This is a genomic window from Vibrio sp. MEBiC08052 (genome assembly GCF_001506075.1).
Taxonomy (GTDB): domain Bacteria; phylum Pseudomonadota; class Gammaproteobacteria; order Enterobacterales; family Vibrionaceae; genus Vibrio.
The window spans coordinates 133,722-151,217 of sequence record NZ_KQ947477.1; the positions used below are offsets into that span (position 1 = coordinate 133,722).

General features: G+C 44.6%; 11 protein-coding genes and 1 riboswitch. Of the genes, 3 read left to right on the top strand and 8 right to left on the bottom strand.

Going from position 1 to position 17,496, the window contains the following annotated elements; genetic code table 11:
* Both VRK_RS20470 and lysC read right to left on the bottom strand, forming a co-directional pair.
* Positions 1 to 606 carry a 4Fe-4S dicluster domain-containing protein gene (locus VRK_RS20470; protein WP_059123344.1) on the bottom strand — a complete coding sequence of 202 codons (606 nt, stop codon included), beginning with the start codon at positions 604 to 606 and terminating at the stop codon, positions 1 to 3.
* 284 nt (positions 607 to 890) lie between these two features.
* Positions 891 to 2,252: a lysine-sensitive aspartokinase 3 gene (gene lysC / locus VRK_RS20475; protein WP_059123345.1), complete on the bottom strand. Its 1,362-nt coding sequence runs from the start codon at positions 2,250 to 2,252 to the stop codon at positions 891 to 893.
* A gap of 111 nt (positions 2,253 to 2,363) precedes the next feature.
* Positions 2,364 to 2,540: riboswitch (Lysine riboswitch) on the bottom strand.
* A gap of 186 nt (positions 2,541 to 2,726) precedes the next feature.
* On the opposite strand from lysC, the gene VRK_RS20480 reads away from it, so the two are divergent.
* Positions 2,727 to 3,857 carry a pyridoxal-phosphate-dependent aminotransferase family protein gene (locus VRK_RS20480; RefSeq protein WP_059123346.1) on the top strand — a complete coding sequence of 377 codons (1,131 nt, stop codon included), beginning with the start codon at positions 2,727 to 2,729 and terminating at the stop codon, positions 3,855 to 3,857.
* Between the two features lie 2 nt (positions 3,858 to 3,859).
* Here the strand turns inward: VRK_RS20480 and VRK_RS20485 are convergent, their stop codons facing one another.
* The 4 genes from VRK_RS20485 to VRK_RS20500 all read right to left on the bottom strand — a co-directional run bounded on the left by VRK_RS20485 (position 3,860) and on the right by VRK_RS20500 (position 10,271).
* The gene (locus VRK_RS20485; protein ID WP_059123347.1) at positions 3,860 to 5,572 is read right to left on the bottom strand and encodes a PglL family O-oligosaccharyltransferase; all 1,713 of its coding nucleotides are present in this window, start codon (positions 5,570 to 5,572) and stop codon (positions 3,860 to 3,862) included.
* Between the two features lie 87 nt (positions 5,573 to 5,659).
* Positions 5,660 to 8,482: an excinuclease ABC subunit UvrA gene (gene uvrA, locus VRK_RS20490; RefSeq protein WP_059123348.1), complete on the bottom strand. Its 2,823-nt coding sequence runs from the start codon at positions 8,480 to 8,482 to the stop codon at positions 5,660 to 5,662.
* A 136-nt stretch (positions 8,483 to 8,618) separates the two neighbouring features.
* Positions 8,619 to 9,506, bottom strand: a complete 888-nt coding sequence (galU, locus tag VRK_RS20495; RefSeq protein WP_059123349.1) for a UTP--glucose-1-phosphate uridylyltransferase GalU — start codon at positions 9,504 to 9,506, stop codon at positions 8,619 to 8,621.
* Positions 9,507 to 9,623: 117 nt separating this feature from the next.
* Positions 9,624 to 10,271, bottom strand: coding sequence for a response regulator transcription factor (locus VRK_RS20500; protein WP_059123350.1), 648 nt, complete (start codon positions 10,269 to 10,271; stop codon positions 9,624 to 9,626).
* Between the two features lie 273 nt (positions 10,272 to 10,544).
* On the opposite strand from VRK_RS20500, the gene VRK_RS20505 reads away from it, so the two are divergent.
* Positions 10,545 to 11,078: a single-stranded DNA-binding protein gene (locus VRK_RS20505; protein ID WP_059123351.1), complete on the top strand. Its 534-nt coding sequence runs from the start codon at positions 10,545 to 10,547 to the stop codon at positions 11,076 to 11,078.
* Between the two features lie 97 nt (positions 11,079 to 11,175).
* On the opposite strand, the gene metH is transcribed toward VRK_RS20505, so the two are convergent.
* Positions 11,176 to 14,850: a methionine synthase gene (metH, locus tag VRK_RS20510; RefSeq protein ID WP_059123352.1), complete on the bottom strand. Its 3,675-nt coding sequence runs from the start codon at positions 14,848 to 14,850 to the stop codon at positions 11,176 to 11,178.
* Between the two features lie 191 nt (positions 14,851 to 15,041).
* Here metH and VRK_RS20515 point away from each other — a divergent pair, with 191 nt between their 5' ends.
* Entirely contained in the window at positions 15,042 to 16,367 is a 1,326-nt protein-coding gene (locus VRK_RS20515) for a cation:proton antiporter (RefSeq protein WP_059123353.1), read from the top strand.
* Between the two features lie 69 nt (positions 16,368 to 16,436).
* Here VRK_RS20515 and VRK_RS20520 read toward each other — a convergent pair whose 3' ends face one another.
* Positions 16,437 to 17,375: a phospholipase A gene (locus VRK_RS20520; RefSeq protein ID WP_197413199.1), complete on the bottom strand. Its 939-nt coding sequence runs from the start codon at positions 17,373 to 17,375 to the stop codon at positions 16,437 to 16,439.
* Between the last annotated feature and the right edge of the window lie 121 nt (positions 17,376 to 17,496).

Genomic DNA, 17,496 nt, shown 5'->3' on the forward strand with positions numbered 1-17,496 from the left:
TTATTTCTCCATATCCACAGCCCGTGAGCCGTTGGCCGTCACTTCTCTCTTGAGCTTGCGGGCACGTTCCGTTGCTTCTTCACTCACCAACACAATTGCCCCGGTCGGACAGACTTCCATACAGGCAGGGCCTTCCTCTCTGAACTCACACAAATCACATTTCACCGCAATACTTTTCACCCCCGGCTCCCAAGCCAAGAGATCATGACCAAACGTTCGGGGTACGGACGTCGATGGATTACTGGAACGTGGTGTTGACGGTATATATGTGTCATAACTGTTGGCATGAGCAATCGGGCGACTGCCATCAAGAGCAATCGCACCAAACGGACAAGCCACAGCACACAATGTGCACCCGACACAAATTGATTCATTGAGAAATATCCGGTCAGCTTCTTTGGTGATCGCCTGTACCGGGCAGACCGTTGCACACGGAGCGTCTTCACAATGACGACACATGACCGGAACCGTTGTGTCGTTATTTTTCACAACAGTCAAACGCGGGTGACTTTGCAATCCGACTTTCTGGTGAACATCAGAACAGGCAGCCATGCATGTTTGACATCCGATACACTTCTTAGGATCGGCAACTACAAATTTTTTCATAGCATCCCCTGACAGCTAAATAATCAACTAAGAGGGCAATAACCATGCCATTCATGTGAATTTATTTTTATTTAATTAAAATCAAATAGTTAAATTGAAATTCATTTTAAATTTCACCATTCTCGTCAGTGAATCATCACAAAGTCAACCACTCTCGACACTTGATATCGACACTATTGACGAAACAAAAACAAGCTCAGGATTGAGCGAAAAAATGTTATAAAAAAAAAGAGGTTGGCATCGCCAACCTCTTCTAAATATTCTTGCCTGTTTTCTCGATTGTTTTACCCGTTGTCTTGCGACTCAAACAGATCCTGATGCAGTTTCTGAATCACACTTTTTGCATCGTCGGCATCGACAAGAAAACACAGATTATGATCACTGGCACCGTAACAAATCATGCGCATATTGTAATCACCGAGAGTACTGAAAACCTCTTTGGCATAACCTTTGGTCTCCATATGGTTACCAATCAAAGCCACCAGACTCAGATTTCGTTCGACTTCAATATGTGCGAGTTCTTCCAGCTCAGCCCGGGCAGCCGCAGGCAGCTCTGGCGCACCCCCAGCCGTGTCCGTCTTATCCAGCGTGATGGACACACTGATCTCTGACGTGGTAATTAAATCGACCGAGATTTTATGCTTGGCCAGAATTTCAAAAACCTTGGCTAAAAAGCCATACGCGTGGAACATTTTTGCACTGCGAATCGTCACCATCGTTTGATTGGCTCGCAATGCCAGCGCCCGAAAATAAGGTGAGTTTTCAACGCGTTTCCGAATCCAGGTGCCACCTTTCTCCGGCTCTTTTGATGAACCGACAAAGACCGGAATACCATGCCGAAGCGCAGGAAGCAACGTCGAAGGATGCAGGATTTTTGCACCGAAATTCGCCATTTCTGAGGCTTCATTGAAGCTAATTTCAGAAATCGGAGCCGCTTTAGGTACAATGCGTGGGTCAGTGGTATAAATGCCGGAGACATCCGTCCAGATTTCCAGTCCGGATGCCTGAACCGCTTCCGCAATCAGTGCAGCTGAATAGTCACTCCCACCGCGCCCCAGAGTGGTGGTATTGCCCTGTTCATCAGAACCGATGAATCCCTGTGTCACCACCAGATGTTTTTTACACAAGGGTGCCAGTTTGTCTTTAGCCTGAATAGCCGTCACTTCGATTTGTGGTTCAGCCCGGCCATAATAATCATCCGTGCGTAACACTTCACGAATATCAAATCTGACGGCATCGATCCCCCGCTCTTTGAGAACCTGAGTCAGAATATGGGTCGAGATTAATTCGCCACAGGCAACCAGATGGTCCGTCAGTTTACTGCTGGTCTGGAAAGACGCAGCGTCCGCGAGACTTGTCACCGTGTCAAGAATCGCCTGAACCGACTCTTTGACTGAATCTTGTTCTTGTAACGATTCAATAATTGAAAAGTGAATATCAGATAATTGTTCTAAAATGGATGAACGCCTTTCCGCATCCTGAACACCGTTGGCCAGTTCAACCAGCAGATTTGTCACGCCAGAACAGGCACTACTGACAACAAGCTTTGTGTCCGGATTACTTTCGATGACCGCAGCACAACGACTCATTGCTTCGAAGTTTGCCACGCTTGTTCCGCCAAACTTGGCGACATTGAATGCACTCACGGCATTTCTCCCACGACTTCCTAAAATAAAAAATGTTGTGTTGGGTAACCAACGTCCAATGTTCGAAGAGAGTATTTCTAGAGCAAAAATAGAGGCGATTCGATGAAAGTAGACCTCAGAAGCTCTTCATCAGTTAGCACTGATGACAGTTGATGGGATTCAGCCCATTCACCCGACAATCCAAATCCACAACTATGAACTGTCTCGGCACTACTCCCCCTGAATATTCTGTCTTGGAGTTGAGGCTCCACAAAATACCTGCCTGGGCAGTGCTCCTCTTCTGCTTAATAGCCTAGGTATTGAACGTTTTTGTCCTATCAATGTCAATGACAAATTGAATCACATTGGTTAATTTTCACCCAAATAATCAGATTACAGAAAAATACTCAACTAGACTTGTGTCGGATAGCTTTCCTCACGGATAAGCGTTAGCCTGATAACTTGCCAGTAAGTGTCAATGAAAGGAGTCAGCTTGTGACTGTACAAAGTTTTTTTCCACCGCAAAGAACACTCATGGGCCCCGGCCCGTCTGATATTCATCCTCGGGTTTTACAGGCCTTAAGCCGGCCGACAATCGGGCACCTTGACCCGTTATTTATTCAAATGATGGATGAATTGAAGTCTCTGTTACAATATGCATTTCAGACCGAAAATGAATTTACGATTGCCATTTCTGCTCCCGGAAGTGCCGGAATGGAAGCCTGTTTCGTCAATTTACTGGAACCGGGAGACAAGGTTATCGTCTGTCGCAACGGTGTCTTTGGCGAACGGATGCGGGAGAATGTAATCCGTTGTGGTGCCAACGCTGTGCTGGTGGATAACGCATGGGGAGAAAGTGTTTCTGTTGCAAAAGTCGAACAGGCGATTCAAGAACATCCAGATGCGAAGGTGTTAGCATTTGTCCACGCAGAAACATCGACCGGTGCGCTCAGTGACGCGAAAGCGTTAGGCCATTTGGCGAAGCGGTACGGTTTGTTGACCATCGTTGATGCAGTGACCTCGTTAGCCGGTGTACCTTTAGCGGTAGATGAATGGCAATTAGATGCAGTTTATTCAGGGAGCCAAAAATGTCTTTCCTGTGTTCCCGGCCTGTCTCCTCTTACGTTTTCTCAGGCGGCGATTGAGACCATCAAAGCGCGTAAAAAGCCCGTCCAGAGCTGGTTTCTCGATCAAACATTAGTCATGGGTTACTGGAGCGGACAACAGAAGCGCAGTTATCATCACACTGCTCCGGTCAATACTTTATATGCCCTGCATGAAGCGCTTGTGCTGTTACAAGAAGAATCACTGATGTCGTCATGGCATCGCCACCAGCAGATGCATCAACAACTGAAACAGGGCTTGGAACAACTGGGGTTGACGTTTGTGGTTGCAGAATCAGAACGATTACCACAATTGAATACGGTACGAATTCCTGAAGGGGTTGACGATGAGTGGGTTAGAGGTTACTTACTGCGTCAGTATAATTTGGAAATTGGCGCGGGATTAGGTCAGTTTGCCGGTAATGCGTGGCGCATCGGACTGATGGGACATAGTGCTCGCTCCGAAAATATCGCGCTCTGTCTGAAAGCATTGGAAGATGCGCTCACACAGAGCAAAAGATAAAATCACTCCGGACGGGGCGGTACAAGACGCTCTTTATCTGGAAGCGTAAAGGGATATTGAGGAAATAAAAACTCAGCCTCTATCCGTGATTGCTCCGCGCGATTCATATCTCCGATATGCTGATATAACGCCATGAGCAATTGATAGTATGCCGGCCTTGGCTGCCGCTGGATCAACTCAAGTAGCCAAGGAACGTAAGTGCTTAACTGCTGCTGATGCACTTCGGTATTCTTTTGCTTCAATTGATCCATGAGCTGCGCTTGCATCAATTGGTCTTGCCATACTAAAGGTACATACCTTTGTGCCTGTCGTGAGATATGCTGACCTTGCTGGTATTGCATCAATAAGCTTTGAGCCCACAACAATGTGCCACAATAAAGCATTGTTAAAATAGGGAGTAATATTCCGACCCCATGTAACCCTCGGATTGTCAGGCTATGGATAGGCACACTTCTGTATTTTGCGACACGTTGGTCAACCCAAAACAAGAGAATGATAAATGTAATCCAGTGAATTGCAGACTGGCTGAATACATCATCGACCTGACTCGCCATTGCTATCGGAAAAAGTAGCGACAATGTCGCGAGACGGGTTTTAGGTTTAGCGCCATAGATACGCCCCAAGACAAATAAAGCTGCCAGCGTGATTGCAAAAATCGGTAAAAGTCCGCCTTCAATCCCCCAATAAAGAACTTCATTATGCGGATGTGATAATCCTGCTAAAGGCGATGAATAGTTTGGGTTCAATTGATGTTGCCGGGCGCTGTAAAGCACATATTCTTCTTCAAAGTGCCCGTAGCCATACCCCGTAAACGGTTTCTCGATAAACATATCGATAGTTTGAGCCAGACTGTCCGATAACGGTGACAATCGTTTGACAGACTGAGCGTTAAACGGTGTTGTATAAAGCGACTGGATCAGAATAAAGCCGATCAGCAGACCGAGCATAATGGAGATACCCCACCCCCACAGTCTTTTCCGACTGGCGAATCGGTACAGATAGGGAAAAATCATCACGATTCCGATCAAGGTCACACTCCACCCCGTGACTGAGCGAAGCAATACCAATAGAGGAATGCAGATTAATGGCGTGATATAGAGCAAACTGGCAAAACTAAATTGTGTCTGATATTTCTTCAAATATCGAGACAATAAATATCCGGATGCCAAAACCCCCGTAGTAATATACGTCGCGAATATGTTGCTCGTCGGAAACACGCCCAACGGCACTTGAGCCGGATCGATAATCAGTTGATAGTAAGCCAGAACGCTTTCAATCAATGTCGACAATACGATCAACCAGATCAGTCGGTGTTTATGCTTGTTACTGAAACGAAACTGCTGCAGCACAACAAAGAGAACAAACCCACCCCATAAAGCGATAACACGATATGCAGCAAGCGAGACAGAGGCATGATCATAAAACAAGGGCAACGTCAGCAGTAAACAACAGACAAAGAGACCGATCGTCAGTTTTGAATATCTGACTTTCCGGGCTCTGATAACCTGAAATAACCCGACTGAAATAGCAATACTGACCCAAAACCAAGTCGCAATATTAAATAGCAGTGTTAACCCAACGCCTCTATTCAGGTCACTCGGAAAATGCAGAAAAAGGAGGTATAGCATCCCGATAACAAATAAAAAAGGTCGATTTAAAGGCAGTTTTACCGGAGATGGCTCGAGCCTCGTTCCCTGTACAATCAGTATCGCCATAGTCTCATTCATGTTGTGGGGGAGACTATGTTGCCACGTAAAATGACGCTGTTACGCTTCGTCTCCCTACAGGAAGTATGATGGAAGTTATTCTAACATAGGTTTCAGGAAACGTGCGGTATGAGAACCGGTGACTTTGGACACATCCTCCGGTGTACCCTGAGCGATGATTTCTCCGCCACCTTGCCCGCCTTCAGGTCCCAGATCGACAACCCAGTCGGCCGTTTTGATCACATCTAAGTTATGTTCAATCACTACAACAGTATTGCCATGATCTCTCAATCGATGAAGAACCGTCAGCAATTGCTGAATATCGTGAAAATGCAACCCGGTTGTCGGCTCATCAAGGATATACAAAGTTTTTCCTGTATCGCGCTTAGAAAGTTCTCTGGCAAGCTTGACCCGCTGAGCCTCACCACCGGACAGCGTGGTAGCAGCCTGACCTAAACGAATGTAAGAAAGCCCGACATCCATCAGTGTCTGTAATTTTCTGGCAATCACAGGAACCGGATCAAAGAAAGTTCTGGCATCTTCCACTGTCATTTCAAGTACTTCGTCAATGGTTTTACCTTTATATTTAACTTCCAAAGTCTCTCGGTTATAACGTTTCCCTTTACAGATATCACAAGGCACATAAACATCTGGCAGGAAGTGCATTTCCACTTTAATGACCCCATCGCCCTGACAAGCCTCACAACGCCCGCCTCGAACATTAAAGCTAAACCGTCCCGGCTTATAACCTCTGGAACGGGACTCCTGCGTTCCGGCAAATAACTCACGAATCGGGGTAAAGATTCCGGTATAAGTTGCAGGGTTAGAACGCGGTGTCCGGCCAATCGGGCTTTGGTCGATATCAATCACTTTATCAAGCTGATCCAGTCCCTTGATTTTTTTGTAAGGTGCGGGCTCTTCCGCACTCGCCCCATTGAGTTCAATGTGGGCGATTTTATAGAACGTGTCATTAATTAAAGTCGATTTGCCTGACCCCGAAACACCGGTGACACAGGTAAACAACCCAATCGGGATCGTCAACGTTACATCTTTGAGATTATTGCCGCTGGCCCCGGAGAGTTCGACCACCTTCTTCGCATCAAAAGGGGTTCTTTGCGTAGGAATGGCTATCGACTTTTCACCACTCAAATATTGGCCGGTCAATGAATCCGGTGTCGCAATCACTTCCTCGACATTCCCTTGAGCAACAATATGTCCGCCATGTACCCCTGCTCCCGGGCCTATATCGACAACGTAGTCAGCCATCCGAATGGCATCTTCATCATGTTCAACGACAATCACGGTATTGCCTAAATCACGCAGGTGCGTCAGCGTTTGCAGTAATCTTTCGTTATCCCGTTGATGTAATCCAATCGAGGGTTCATCCAGAACATACATCACTCCAACCAGACCCGCTCCGATTTGGCTCGCTAAGCGAATTCTTTGCGCTTCCCCACCGGACAGCGTTTCAGCGCTCCGGGAAAGATTGAGATAATTTAAGCCGACATTAACCAGAAACTGCAGTCGGTCATTGATCTCTTTCATGATCTTTTCTGCAATTTGTGCTTTTTGCCCCGTCAGTTGCAACGACCCAAAGAAAGTCAGTGCTTCAGCAATACTCAGTTCAACAACCTCGGGAAGCGTGGTTTCATTGACAAACACATGACGAGCTTCTTCCCGAAGCCGGGCTCCGTGGCAACTGGCGCAGGGTTTGGTCGAGATAAATTTAATCAAATCTTCCCGGACTGAATTCGATTCCGTCTCTCGATAGCGCCTTTCCAGGTTACTCAGAATTCCCTCAAAAGGATGATATTTTACTCGGGTATCACCGCGATCATTGACATATTTAAACTCAATCGACTGTGTTCCTGAGCCTTGCAGAATGACATTTTGGATTTTCTTCGGTAATTTTTCGAAAGGTGTCGTCAAATCAAAATCATAATGTTCAGCAAGTGACGTCAGCATTTGAAAATAATAGAAGTTCTTTTTGTCCCAGCCACGAATCGCCCCATTTGCCAAGCTGAGACTTTTATCCTGAACGACTCGGGATGGATCAAAATATTGTTGAACACCTAAACCATCACAAGAATGGCAGGCTCCGGCTGGATTATTAAATGAGAACAGACGCGGCTCCAGTTCCTGCATACTATAACCACAATGTGAACAGGCAAAATTAGATGAGAATATGGTTTCATCTCCCGCCTCATCCATCGAAGTGACAACCGCAATGCCACCAGACAATTCTAACGCGGTTTCAAAAGACTCAGCCAAACGCTGTTGCAAATCTGAACGGACTTTAAAACGGTCAACAATCACCTCAATCGTATGCTTCTTATGAAGCTCCAATGTCGGTGGATCTGAGAGATCACTGATTTCCCCATCAATTCGGGCGCGAATAAACCCTTGTGCAGCAAGGTTTGCCAGTGTTTTGACATGCTCCCCCTTCCGTTCTTTGACAATGGGAGAGAGCAACATCATTTTTGTGCCTTCCGGAAGATCAAGCACTTTATCAACCATCTGACTAATCGTCTGTGCGGCCAGAGGAGTATGATGCTCCGGACAGCGCGGCTCCCCGACCCGGGCATAAAGTAAGCGCAGGTAATCGTAGATTTCAGTGATAGTACCGACTGTTGAACGTGGGTTATGTGAGGTTGATTTTTGTTCAATAGATATTGCCGGAGACAGACCTTCGATATGATCAACATCCGGTTTTTCCATTAAAGACAGAAATTGTCGGGCATAAGCCGACAGAGACTCAACATACCGTCTTTGCCCCTCAGCATATAACGTGTCAAAAGCGAGGGAAGACTTCCCTGAACCGGATAATCCTGTGACAACGATAAGTTTGTCACGCGGAAGTGTCAGACTGATATTTTTTAAATTGTGGGTACGAGCGCCCCGAATGTCAATACTATCCATCTTCTATGCTCTGGTAACATGTGGCAATGTCCTAGTATTACATAGAGTCAGATATGAGCAAAGTCTTACTGTATAAAAAAACAGTGTTTTGATAAAAGAATGAGCGACCAATGTCGCTCATTCAGCAGTCATCAAATCAAGCAGAAATTGCTTGTTCACCTTTCTTCGTTGAATGTTTATTGAGTTCAACTTTGTCTGAATTCTTCTGATAAAGATGCTCGAAACAGTAGTTCGTTGCTTCAATATAGCCTTCAACACTACCACAGTCGAAACGATGTCCTTTAAATTTATAGGCCAACACACATCCGGCTTTCGCCTGTTTTAACAAAGCATCGGTAATTTGAATTTCTCCACCTTTACCGGGTTCGGTCTGTTCGATTAAATCAAAGATATCTGGCGTCAGAATATAACGACCGATAATTGCCAGATTACTTGGTGCAGAACCAGCCTCTGGTTTTTCAACCATATCATCTACCCGGAAAAGATCATCTTTGATCATTTCACCGGCAATCACACCATACTTGTGTGTTTCATCTTCAGGCACTTCCTGCACAGCGACGATTGAACAGCGGAATTGTTTGAATAACGCCACCATTTGGGCAAGAACGCCATCACCTTCACTGACACACAAGTCATCAGCAAGTACAACGGCAAACGGTTCATCACCGACAAGTTCTCGGCCAGTAAGAATGGCATGACCCAGCCCTTTCATTTCACGCTGACGAATATAAGTAAAGTTCGTGGTTTCAATGATTTTACGAATGTCGACAAGCAATTTTTCTTTGTTGGTTCCTTTGATTTGGTGCTCCAGTTCATAGTTCATATCAAAATGATCCATGATCGAGTGCTTTCCTCGCCCAGTAACAATACACATCCCATTCATGCCTGCCTGAATAGCTTCATCAACACCGTACTCGATCAAAGGTTTATTAACGACCGGCATCATTTCTTTCGGCATAGATTTGGTTGCGGGCAAAAAACGAGTTCCATAGCCAGCTGCTGGGAAGAGACATTTTTTAATCATATTATCGTTACCTTGTTGTATTCAGGTTTTCCATCAACTTCATTCACTGTACCACGACTTACTCTGCAAGGTGATTTTGGATTGAAAAGATACGGTCAAATCATACTACTGGCTCATTTATGAGACTAGATTTTGTTTTGCCCATGTTGTGGCTTGAGTTCGGTTTTTCACAGATATTTTCTTGAAGATCTGATACAGGTGTGACTTGACCGTGAACTCACTGATGAACAGGTTATCTGCAATTTGTGTATTCGTTGCCCCCGTTTTCAGACAGCGCAAAATTTCCAACTCTCTGGAAGTCAGAGATATCGCTGCACTGATATTTTTATTGTTAAATAAATGTCGATAGTAATGAAGAAGTTGACCACAAATATGCCGTGGTAAGTAAATTTGCCCATTTCGTATTTCACGCAGCGCAGCAATGATCAGTTCAATCGGATCACTACGATAGAAAAGTCCTTTCAGATTGCCTAACTGGAGAAGTTCTTCTGTTCTTGGGCGTTTCTCAACATTGATCACAACCGTTTCGAGACATAAATCCAGTGCGTTATACATATTCAAACGGGATAGCAATACCTCTTTTTGTTGATAATCAAACAGGAGTATTTTGTGCCGATCAGTCTGATGGGACAGCATAAATTGCCGGGGTTGAATTTTTGGGAGTATCTGTCCCAGCGCGTCCTCGATTTCATGATAGAACGTTGAAGGTTCTTGATTATCAGGATAGAGGATATAAAGCATTCTGCTGTAATTTGATCTTTTCATGGCCTTGTCGGTGTGCTGATTGAATATCGAACAACATGCCAGAACAGAAAAAACTCTTCTAATTCAATCAATTGTTTATCGTGCAGCGTCTTGTACCATTGAAAATATGAAGTCTATCAGTTTTAAAAAAATCGAGTGGTATTGAAAAAAGTGGTGTGATTTCCAATACTTTTAGATGAATTGCGATCAGAATTCAGTAAGGGAGTTGAGACCTTTATCAAGCGTGGTATCCTATGTGCTGAATAGATACATCATGAGATGACGGAGCAAAGCATGGCAAGCCGTGGAGTAAACAAAGTTATATTAGTTGGGAACCTTGGAAGTGATCCTGAAGTTCGTTACATGCCAAGTGGCGGTGCAGTTGCGAACATCACTATTGCGACGTCGGAAACATGGCGCGATAAAACGACGGGTGAGCAAAGAGAAAAAACCGAATGGCATCGTGTCGCCCTGTTCGGGAAATTGGCAGAAGTCGCAGGAGAATACCTACGTAAAGGTTCTCAGGTATACATTGAAGGACAGCTGCAAACACGGAAATGGCAAGATCAAAGCGGTCAGGAGCGTTATACGACCGAAGTTGTTGTTCAAGGGTTTAACGGTGTAATGCAAATGCTGGGTGGACGTCAGGGAGCAGGGTCTGGTGGTCAAGCTCAACCTGGGATGCAGTCTCAACAACAAAATAGTGGCTGGGGACAACCTCAACAGCCTCAATCACAAGCGGCTCATCAGCAACCACAGCAACAATCTGCACCGCAACCACAATACAATGAGCCACCAATGGATTTTGATGACGACATTCCGTTCTAGGCTGGAATTTTTAATACCTGACTCATCGGGTAAATTATAGCGTAATAAAGCCCCGTTTAACGGGGCTTTATTACTACTCAGTGAGACAAAAAACTGATTAATCCATATTCGGGGCAAGCCACTTTTCGGCTTCTTCCCGCCCCCAGCCTTTTCGTTCGGCATAGCTCAGAAGTTGGTCTTCCTGAATCCCCGCGACAGCAAAATAACGGGAATCCGGATGAGAGAAATACCAGCCGGATACAGATGCACCAGGCCACATGGCATAACTGGTTGTCAAAGACATCCCGATCTTCTCTTCAACCTGAAGCATTTCCCAGATAGTGGCTTTTTCCGTATGCTCCGGACAAGCCGGATAACCGGGAGCAGGCCTGATGCCCTGATATTTTTCTCGAATGAGATCATCATTACTCAAGCGCTCATCGCCCGCATATCCCCAGATCTCTTTGCGAACCCGTTCATGGAGGTATTCAGCAAAAGCTTCAGCCAAACGGTCGGCAACGGCCTGAACCATGATGGCATTGTAATCGTCCCCTTGCGCTTTATACGCATCAGCAAGTTCTCGTTCACCAATACCACCAGTGACAGCAAAAGCACCGATCCAGTCTTTTTTTCCACTACTTTTGGGAGCAATGTAGTCAGACAGACAATAGTTATACCCTTTCGGCTTGTGTGTTTGCTGCCGCAAATGGTGTAATCGATGAGCAACCTCTCGACGAGATTCATCATGATAAACTTCGATATCATCACCGACACTTGCCGCCGGGAATAACGCACAAATTCCTCGTGCTTTCATCAGACCTTCGCTCTCAACGCGATCCAGAAATTCATTGGCATCTTTAAACAGACGACGCGCTTCTTCACCGACCTCTTCATGATCCAAAATCGCTGGATATTTACCCATCAGTGACCAAGTCATAAAAAATGGTGTCCAGTCGATATATTGACGGAGAGTTGCAATATCAAAATCATCAAAGACATGAACCCCACTTTGCAGGGGAACAGGTGGGGTGTAATTATCCCAATCAATCGCGACACGGTTTGCTTGCGCTTCTTCCAGAGTGACCGGGCGAGTTCTGGGGGTTTTCCGGGCATGCTGCTCCCGGGTCCGTTCATAGTCAATATTCAGCTTCTCAACAAATCCCGGCCGTAATTCATTCGAAAGCAGAGAGGAACAAACACCAACCGCCCGGGATGCATTGTTTACATAAACCACTGGCTGATGGTAGTTTTGTTCAATCTTGACGGCTGTATGCGCCTTTGATGTCGTTGCACCGCCAATCAGCAATGGGAGTTCAAATCCCTGACGTTCCATCTCTTTGGCGACATGAACCATTTCATCTAAAGACGGGGTAATTAATCCCGATAAACCGATAATATCGACCTGTTTTTCTTTGGCAACTTTAAGTATCTGTTCACAAGGAACCATCACCCCAAGATCAATGATCTCGTAGTTGTTACATTGCAACACAACACCAACAATATTTTTCCCAATATCGTGGACATCGCCCTTCACTGTTGCCAGTAAAATTTTGCCATTAGTCCTTCCGCCCTGTTTCTCTGCATTAATGTACGGTTCAAGATAGGCAACCGCCTGTTTCATCACCCGAGCCGATTTAACCACCTGGGGAAGAAACATTTTGCCCTCACCAAATAAATCACCGACCACATTCATCCCATCCATGAGCGGGCCTTCGATCACTTCTAATGGTTTCGCTGCCTGCTGTCTCGCTTCTTCAGTATCTTCAGTAATGAATTCGGTAATTCCTTTGACTAATGCATGTTCAAGACGCTTAGAAACCGGCCATGTCCGCCATTCCAATGCCGCTGAATCATCCGCTTTCCCCACCGCATTTTCACGATACTCATCTGCAATCTCCAGCAAACGCTCCGTGCCATCATCTCTGCGGTTGAGAATGACATCTTCAACAGCATTTCTCAGTTTCTCAGGAACATTGTCATAGATCTCAAGCTGCCCGGCATTGACGATCCCCATGTCCATACCATTCTTAAAACAGTGGTAAAGGAATACAGCATGAATCGCTTCCCGCACGTAGTTGTTTCCTCGGAATGAGAAAGAAACGTTCGATACCCCGCCCGAGACCATGGCATAAGGCAACTCTCTTTTGATATCACCGACAGCATTAATAAAATCAACCGCATAGTTGTTATGGTCGTCTATCCCTGTTGCAACTGCAAAAATATTAGGATCAAAGATGATATCTTCCGGAGGAAAACCAACTTCATCAACCAGTATGCGATAAGCTTTGGTACAAATTTCAATTTTCCGCTCACGGGTATCAGCCTGACCAATTTCATCAAATGCCATCACCACAACGGCAGCACCATAGCGACGGATCAATTTAGCCTGATGAACAAACTTTTCTTTGCCTTCTTTCAAAGAAATTGAATTCACAATTCCTTTACCCTGAATGCATTTTAACCCCGATTCAATGACCTCCCATTTAGAGGAGTCTACCATTACCGGAACTTTGGAAATTTCCGGCTCAGAAGCACACAAATTTAAGAAACGCACCATACAAGCTTCTGCATCGAGCATTCCTTCATCCATGTTGATATCGATAATCTGAGCACCATTCTCGACTTGTTGTCTGGCAACATCTAACGCTTCATCGTACAACTCTTCTTTAATGAGACGTTTAAACCGGGCAGACCCCGTAACGTTGGTCCGCTCACCCACATTGACAAACAACGTTTCCTTCTCAATCAGGAGGGGCTCTAGTCCGGATAACCGACATGCCACGGGAATCTCCGGCAAGGAACGGGGCGGCACACCTTCAACAGCTAAAGCGATCTGACGAATATGTTCAGGCGTCGTCCCACAACATCCACCGACTAAATTCAGGAAACCGGCTCTGGCCCACTCACTAATATGCTCTGCCATTTGTTCGGGAGACAAATCATATTCACCGAAGGCATTGGGTAATCCAGCGTTTGGGTGGGCAGAGACAAAAGACTCAGAAATTCGGGATAATTCTTCAACGTAAGGACGCAATTCATCAGGACCAAGCGCGCAATTTAATCCAAACGATAAGGGCTGAACATGGCGTAGTGAGTTATAAAATGCCTCTGTTGTCTGACCGGATAGGGTTCGGCCTGAAGCATCGGTAATAGTTCCGGAAATCATGACAGGCAATGTCACATTTAATTCTTCAAACACACTATCAACAGCGAAAGCACAAGCTTTAGCATTCAACGTATCAAAGATCGTCTCCAGCATAATCAGATCAACACCACCTTTAATCAAGGCGCGTGTCGATTCGGAATAAGCTTTTACCAAGCCATCAAAAGTTACGTTACGAAAGCCCGGATCATTCACATCAGGAGAAATAGAACATGTCCGGTTAGTCGGACCCAGAACACCGGCGACATAGCGAGGGCGCTCCGGCGTTTTCGCGGTCCATTGATCCGCAACTTCCCGAGCCAGCTGAGCAGCAGCAAAGTTTATCTCTGCACTGTATGACTGCATATCATAGTCAGCCATGGCAATAGCGGTTGCGTTGAATGTATTGGTCTCAAGAATATCAGCGCCAGCTTCAAGATAGCTCGCATGAATTTCTTTAATTAAATCAGGTTGTGTCAACACAAGGAGATCATTATTACCTTTCACATCGCAGTGCCAGTCAGCAAAACGTTCTCCGCGATAATCATCTTCTTGTAAGTTGTATCCCTGAATCATGGTACCCATGCCACCATCAATCAATAAAATACGTTGTTGAAGCTGTTCTGCTATCTGATGCTTTACACTACTCACTTTGCCGCCCTATCCCTTGCTTTTTATCCATCCTACCACACAATCATTAGAAATCTAGACGTCTATACGGTTATATAATAGAACAATTTAACACGAAAAGAGATCACCTCACTACCAGAAAAAGTGATTGCTATTTATCCGACATCAAAGGAAAATTTCAACCTCCGTGTTCAAGATGTGAAGAGAAAAAAATGTCGGTCTACCATACACTATGCTTTCTTGCCGCTGCTGCAATGCTTATTGCTTTTTTAAACAGTAAAATAAGCAAGATGCAAACCACTATCGCAATTACTGCTGGTTCAATGCTGCTTTCTTTACTGATCTTAATTGCTGGTCAGAATAATTGGTTCCATTTGTCGCAAATTGCGACAACAACCATGAGTAGTATCAACTTTGAAAATTTTCTCCTCAAAGGAATTTTAGGGTTTCTTCTTTTTGCCGGTGGTCTTGGAATCAAACTACCTAACTTAAGAGACCAGAAGTGGGAGATCACTGTACTTGCTCTTGGTGCCACTCTTTTCTCTACTTTTTTTATCGGCTTCTCTTTATATGGCATCTGTCAATTGATCGGTATTCAGTTTGATCTGGTGTACTGCCTACTATTTGGTGCTCTGATTTCTCCGACTGACCCGATAGCCGTTCTCGCAATTGTGAAAAAACTGAATGCCCCCAAAAGAATATCAACTCAAATTGAAGGTGAGTCCTTATTTAATGATGGTTTCGGCCTAGTTATTTTCGTCACTATATTTACGATTGCTTTCGGTTCAGAGCCACCCACTGTTATCAGTGTTTCCCAGTTGTTTATGCAAGAAGCGATTGGTGGAATTGCATATGGCTTCGTTCTGGGACTGATATTTCACTATCTTATCAGCGCGACTGATGACCATTCGATGGAGTTATTACTCACGATAGGTATTCCCACAGCCGGTTACGCATTTGCCGAAATTCTTCATGTTTCCGGCCCTCTGGCAATGGTTGTTTCCGGAATTATGATTGGTAACTGGACGCGGTTTATCGGCTTTTCCAAAGAAAGTGAAGAGCATTTGGATCATTTCTGGGAACTCGTCGATGAATTCCTCAACGGTGTGCTTTTCCTTTTAATCGGGATGTCGATGCTACTGTTCGAATTCCACGAGGAAGATTGGATCATGATGGCGATTGCTGTCCCATTGGTACTGCTAGCACGCTATTTGAGCGTTTACGTGTCATATATTGGATTCAAGCGCTATCGCCAATACAATCAATGGTCGATCAGAATATTAACTTGGGGCGGACTCCGCGGTGGATTAGCGTTAGCGATGGCACTATCCATTCCATCAGGTGTTCTTATCATTCCAGAGAAGCTTATCGATGTGAAAGAAATTATTCTGGTGATGACCTATGCGGTCGTTGTATTCTCAATTCTGGTTCAAGGGTCAACCATTACTCCAATGGTTGAGAAAGCTAAAAAAGCAGAACTCGACAAAGAGATAAAAGAAATAGAAGAAGCTGCTCAAACCAAAGAGAATCAGGCTTAATTGATATAAAAAAGATGGTTCACTCTCGTGAACCATCTTAAAAATAAAGTCGATACTGAAAACGACTCATCACAACAAATCATTGAGTGCAATACCAATCCCAATCCGCTGAGTATGGACATTATAATCCACCAAACTTTCACCATAGCCATTAAAGTACTGCATATAAAATCTCAGGTTGTTGGCTTCTTTTAATATGGGATAGCTCCAACTCAAACGTAATGCACCACGGTTATTTTTCTCCAAATTATCTCGTAGGAGTAAAGTAAACCGATGTTGACCGGCACCATATAGAGAAACAAATTCAAAGTTCCCCATGTAATGTCGTATATCTGGGTTATCATCTCCTGATGTATCTGTCGGAGAACTCTTATCTCGCTCAGGAATCCGCCACCACGTTTTCAAACTCAAGGCGAGAGGACCGCCATCATCAAACACCATCTGACCATAAACCCGATTCCAACTTCTTGATAACGATCCTGATTGACCATTCGATTGATGGTTAATCCCGAATAACCATAAAGAGTTGGTCAAATTACCGATCTTCCAGTCATTATCAAACTGCATAAAGAGTTCCGGCTCATGAACAATCTCACGAAATGGTGATGAGCTACCTCGATTGTAAACTTGCCACCAAGATTGATTCGTATAGGCAAAATAAAGGTCTCCCGTATCACCAATCAAGTGACTGGATATAGGCATCTTAAAACTAATCTGAAATTTAGCCTCATATTTATCCAGTGACTGATGATTAAACGTATCAACATCGGAAAAAGGGGCACTATTAGGATGTGGATTATATGTGATAGGAAGTATGTAGTTTTCTTTATGTGGAATAATGACAAACTCTTTATTCTCGATGGATTTTTCTTCTGCTACCCTTTGCTCGATTAAAGATTCATCACTCACATTTTCTCGATCTTCCGCTGCTTGAAGGACATGACAATAACCACCAAGCCCTAAAAACATTAGAAATGAATATTTAAAATAGCCATACATTCTTGCCATGAATTATTATCTCTCCAGCCAAATCAACAATTAAACTAACATCATTTAACAATAAAACAATACCGTTAATCTCAATGCTTTTTCAAAAGCTGAAGAAATATCTGCATAACAATCCGCTGGT

What these genes read in the sequence shown, in the direction of transcription:
- VRK_RS20505 (WP_059123351.1), top strand. Translation starts at nt 10,545, where the DNA reads ATGGCAAGCCGTGGAGTAAACAAAGTTATATTAGTTGGGAACCTTGGA.
- VRK_RS20520 (WP_197413199.1), bottom strand. Translation starts at nt 17,375, where the DNA reads ATGGCAAGAATGTATGGCTATTTTAAATATTCATTTCTAATGTTTTTA.
- VRK_RS20515 (WP_059123353.1), top strand. Translation starts at nt 15,042, where the DNA reads ATGTCGGTCTACCATACACTATGCTTTCTTGCCGCTGCTGCAATGCTT.
- uvrA (WP_059123348.1), bottom strand. Translation starts at nt 8,482, where the DNA reads ATGGATAGTATTGACATTCGGGGCGCTCGTACCCACAATTTAAAAAAT.
- VRK_RS20470 (WP_059123344.1), bottom strand. Translation starts at nt 606, where the DNA reads ATGAAAAAATTTGTAGTTGCCGATCCTAAGAAGTGTATCGGATGTCAA.
- VRK_RS20485 (WP_059123347.1), bottom strand. Translation starts at nt 5,572, where the DNA reads ATGGCGATACTGATTGTACAGGGAACGAGGCTCGAGCCATCTCCGGTA.
- galU (WP_059123349.1), bottom strand. Translation starts at nt 9,506, where the DNA reads ATGATTAAAAAATGTCTCTTCCCAGCAGCTGGCTATGGAACTCGTTTT.
- VRK_RS20500 (WP_059123350.1), bottom strand. Translation starts at nt 10,271, where the DNA reads ATGAAAAGATCAAATTACAGCAGAATGCTTTATATCCTCTATCCTGAT.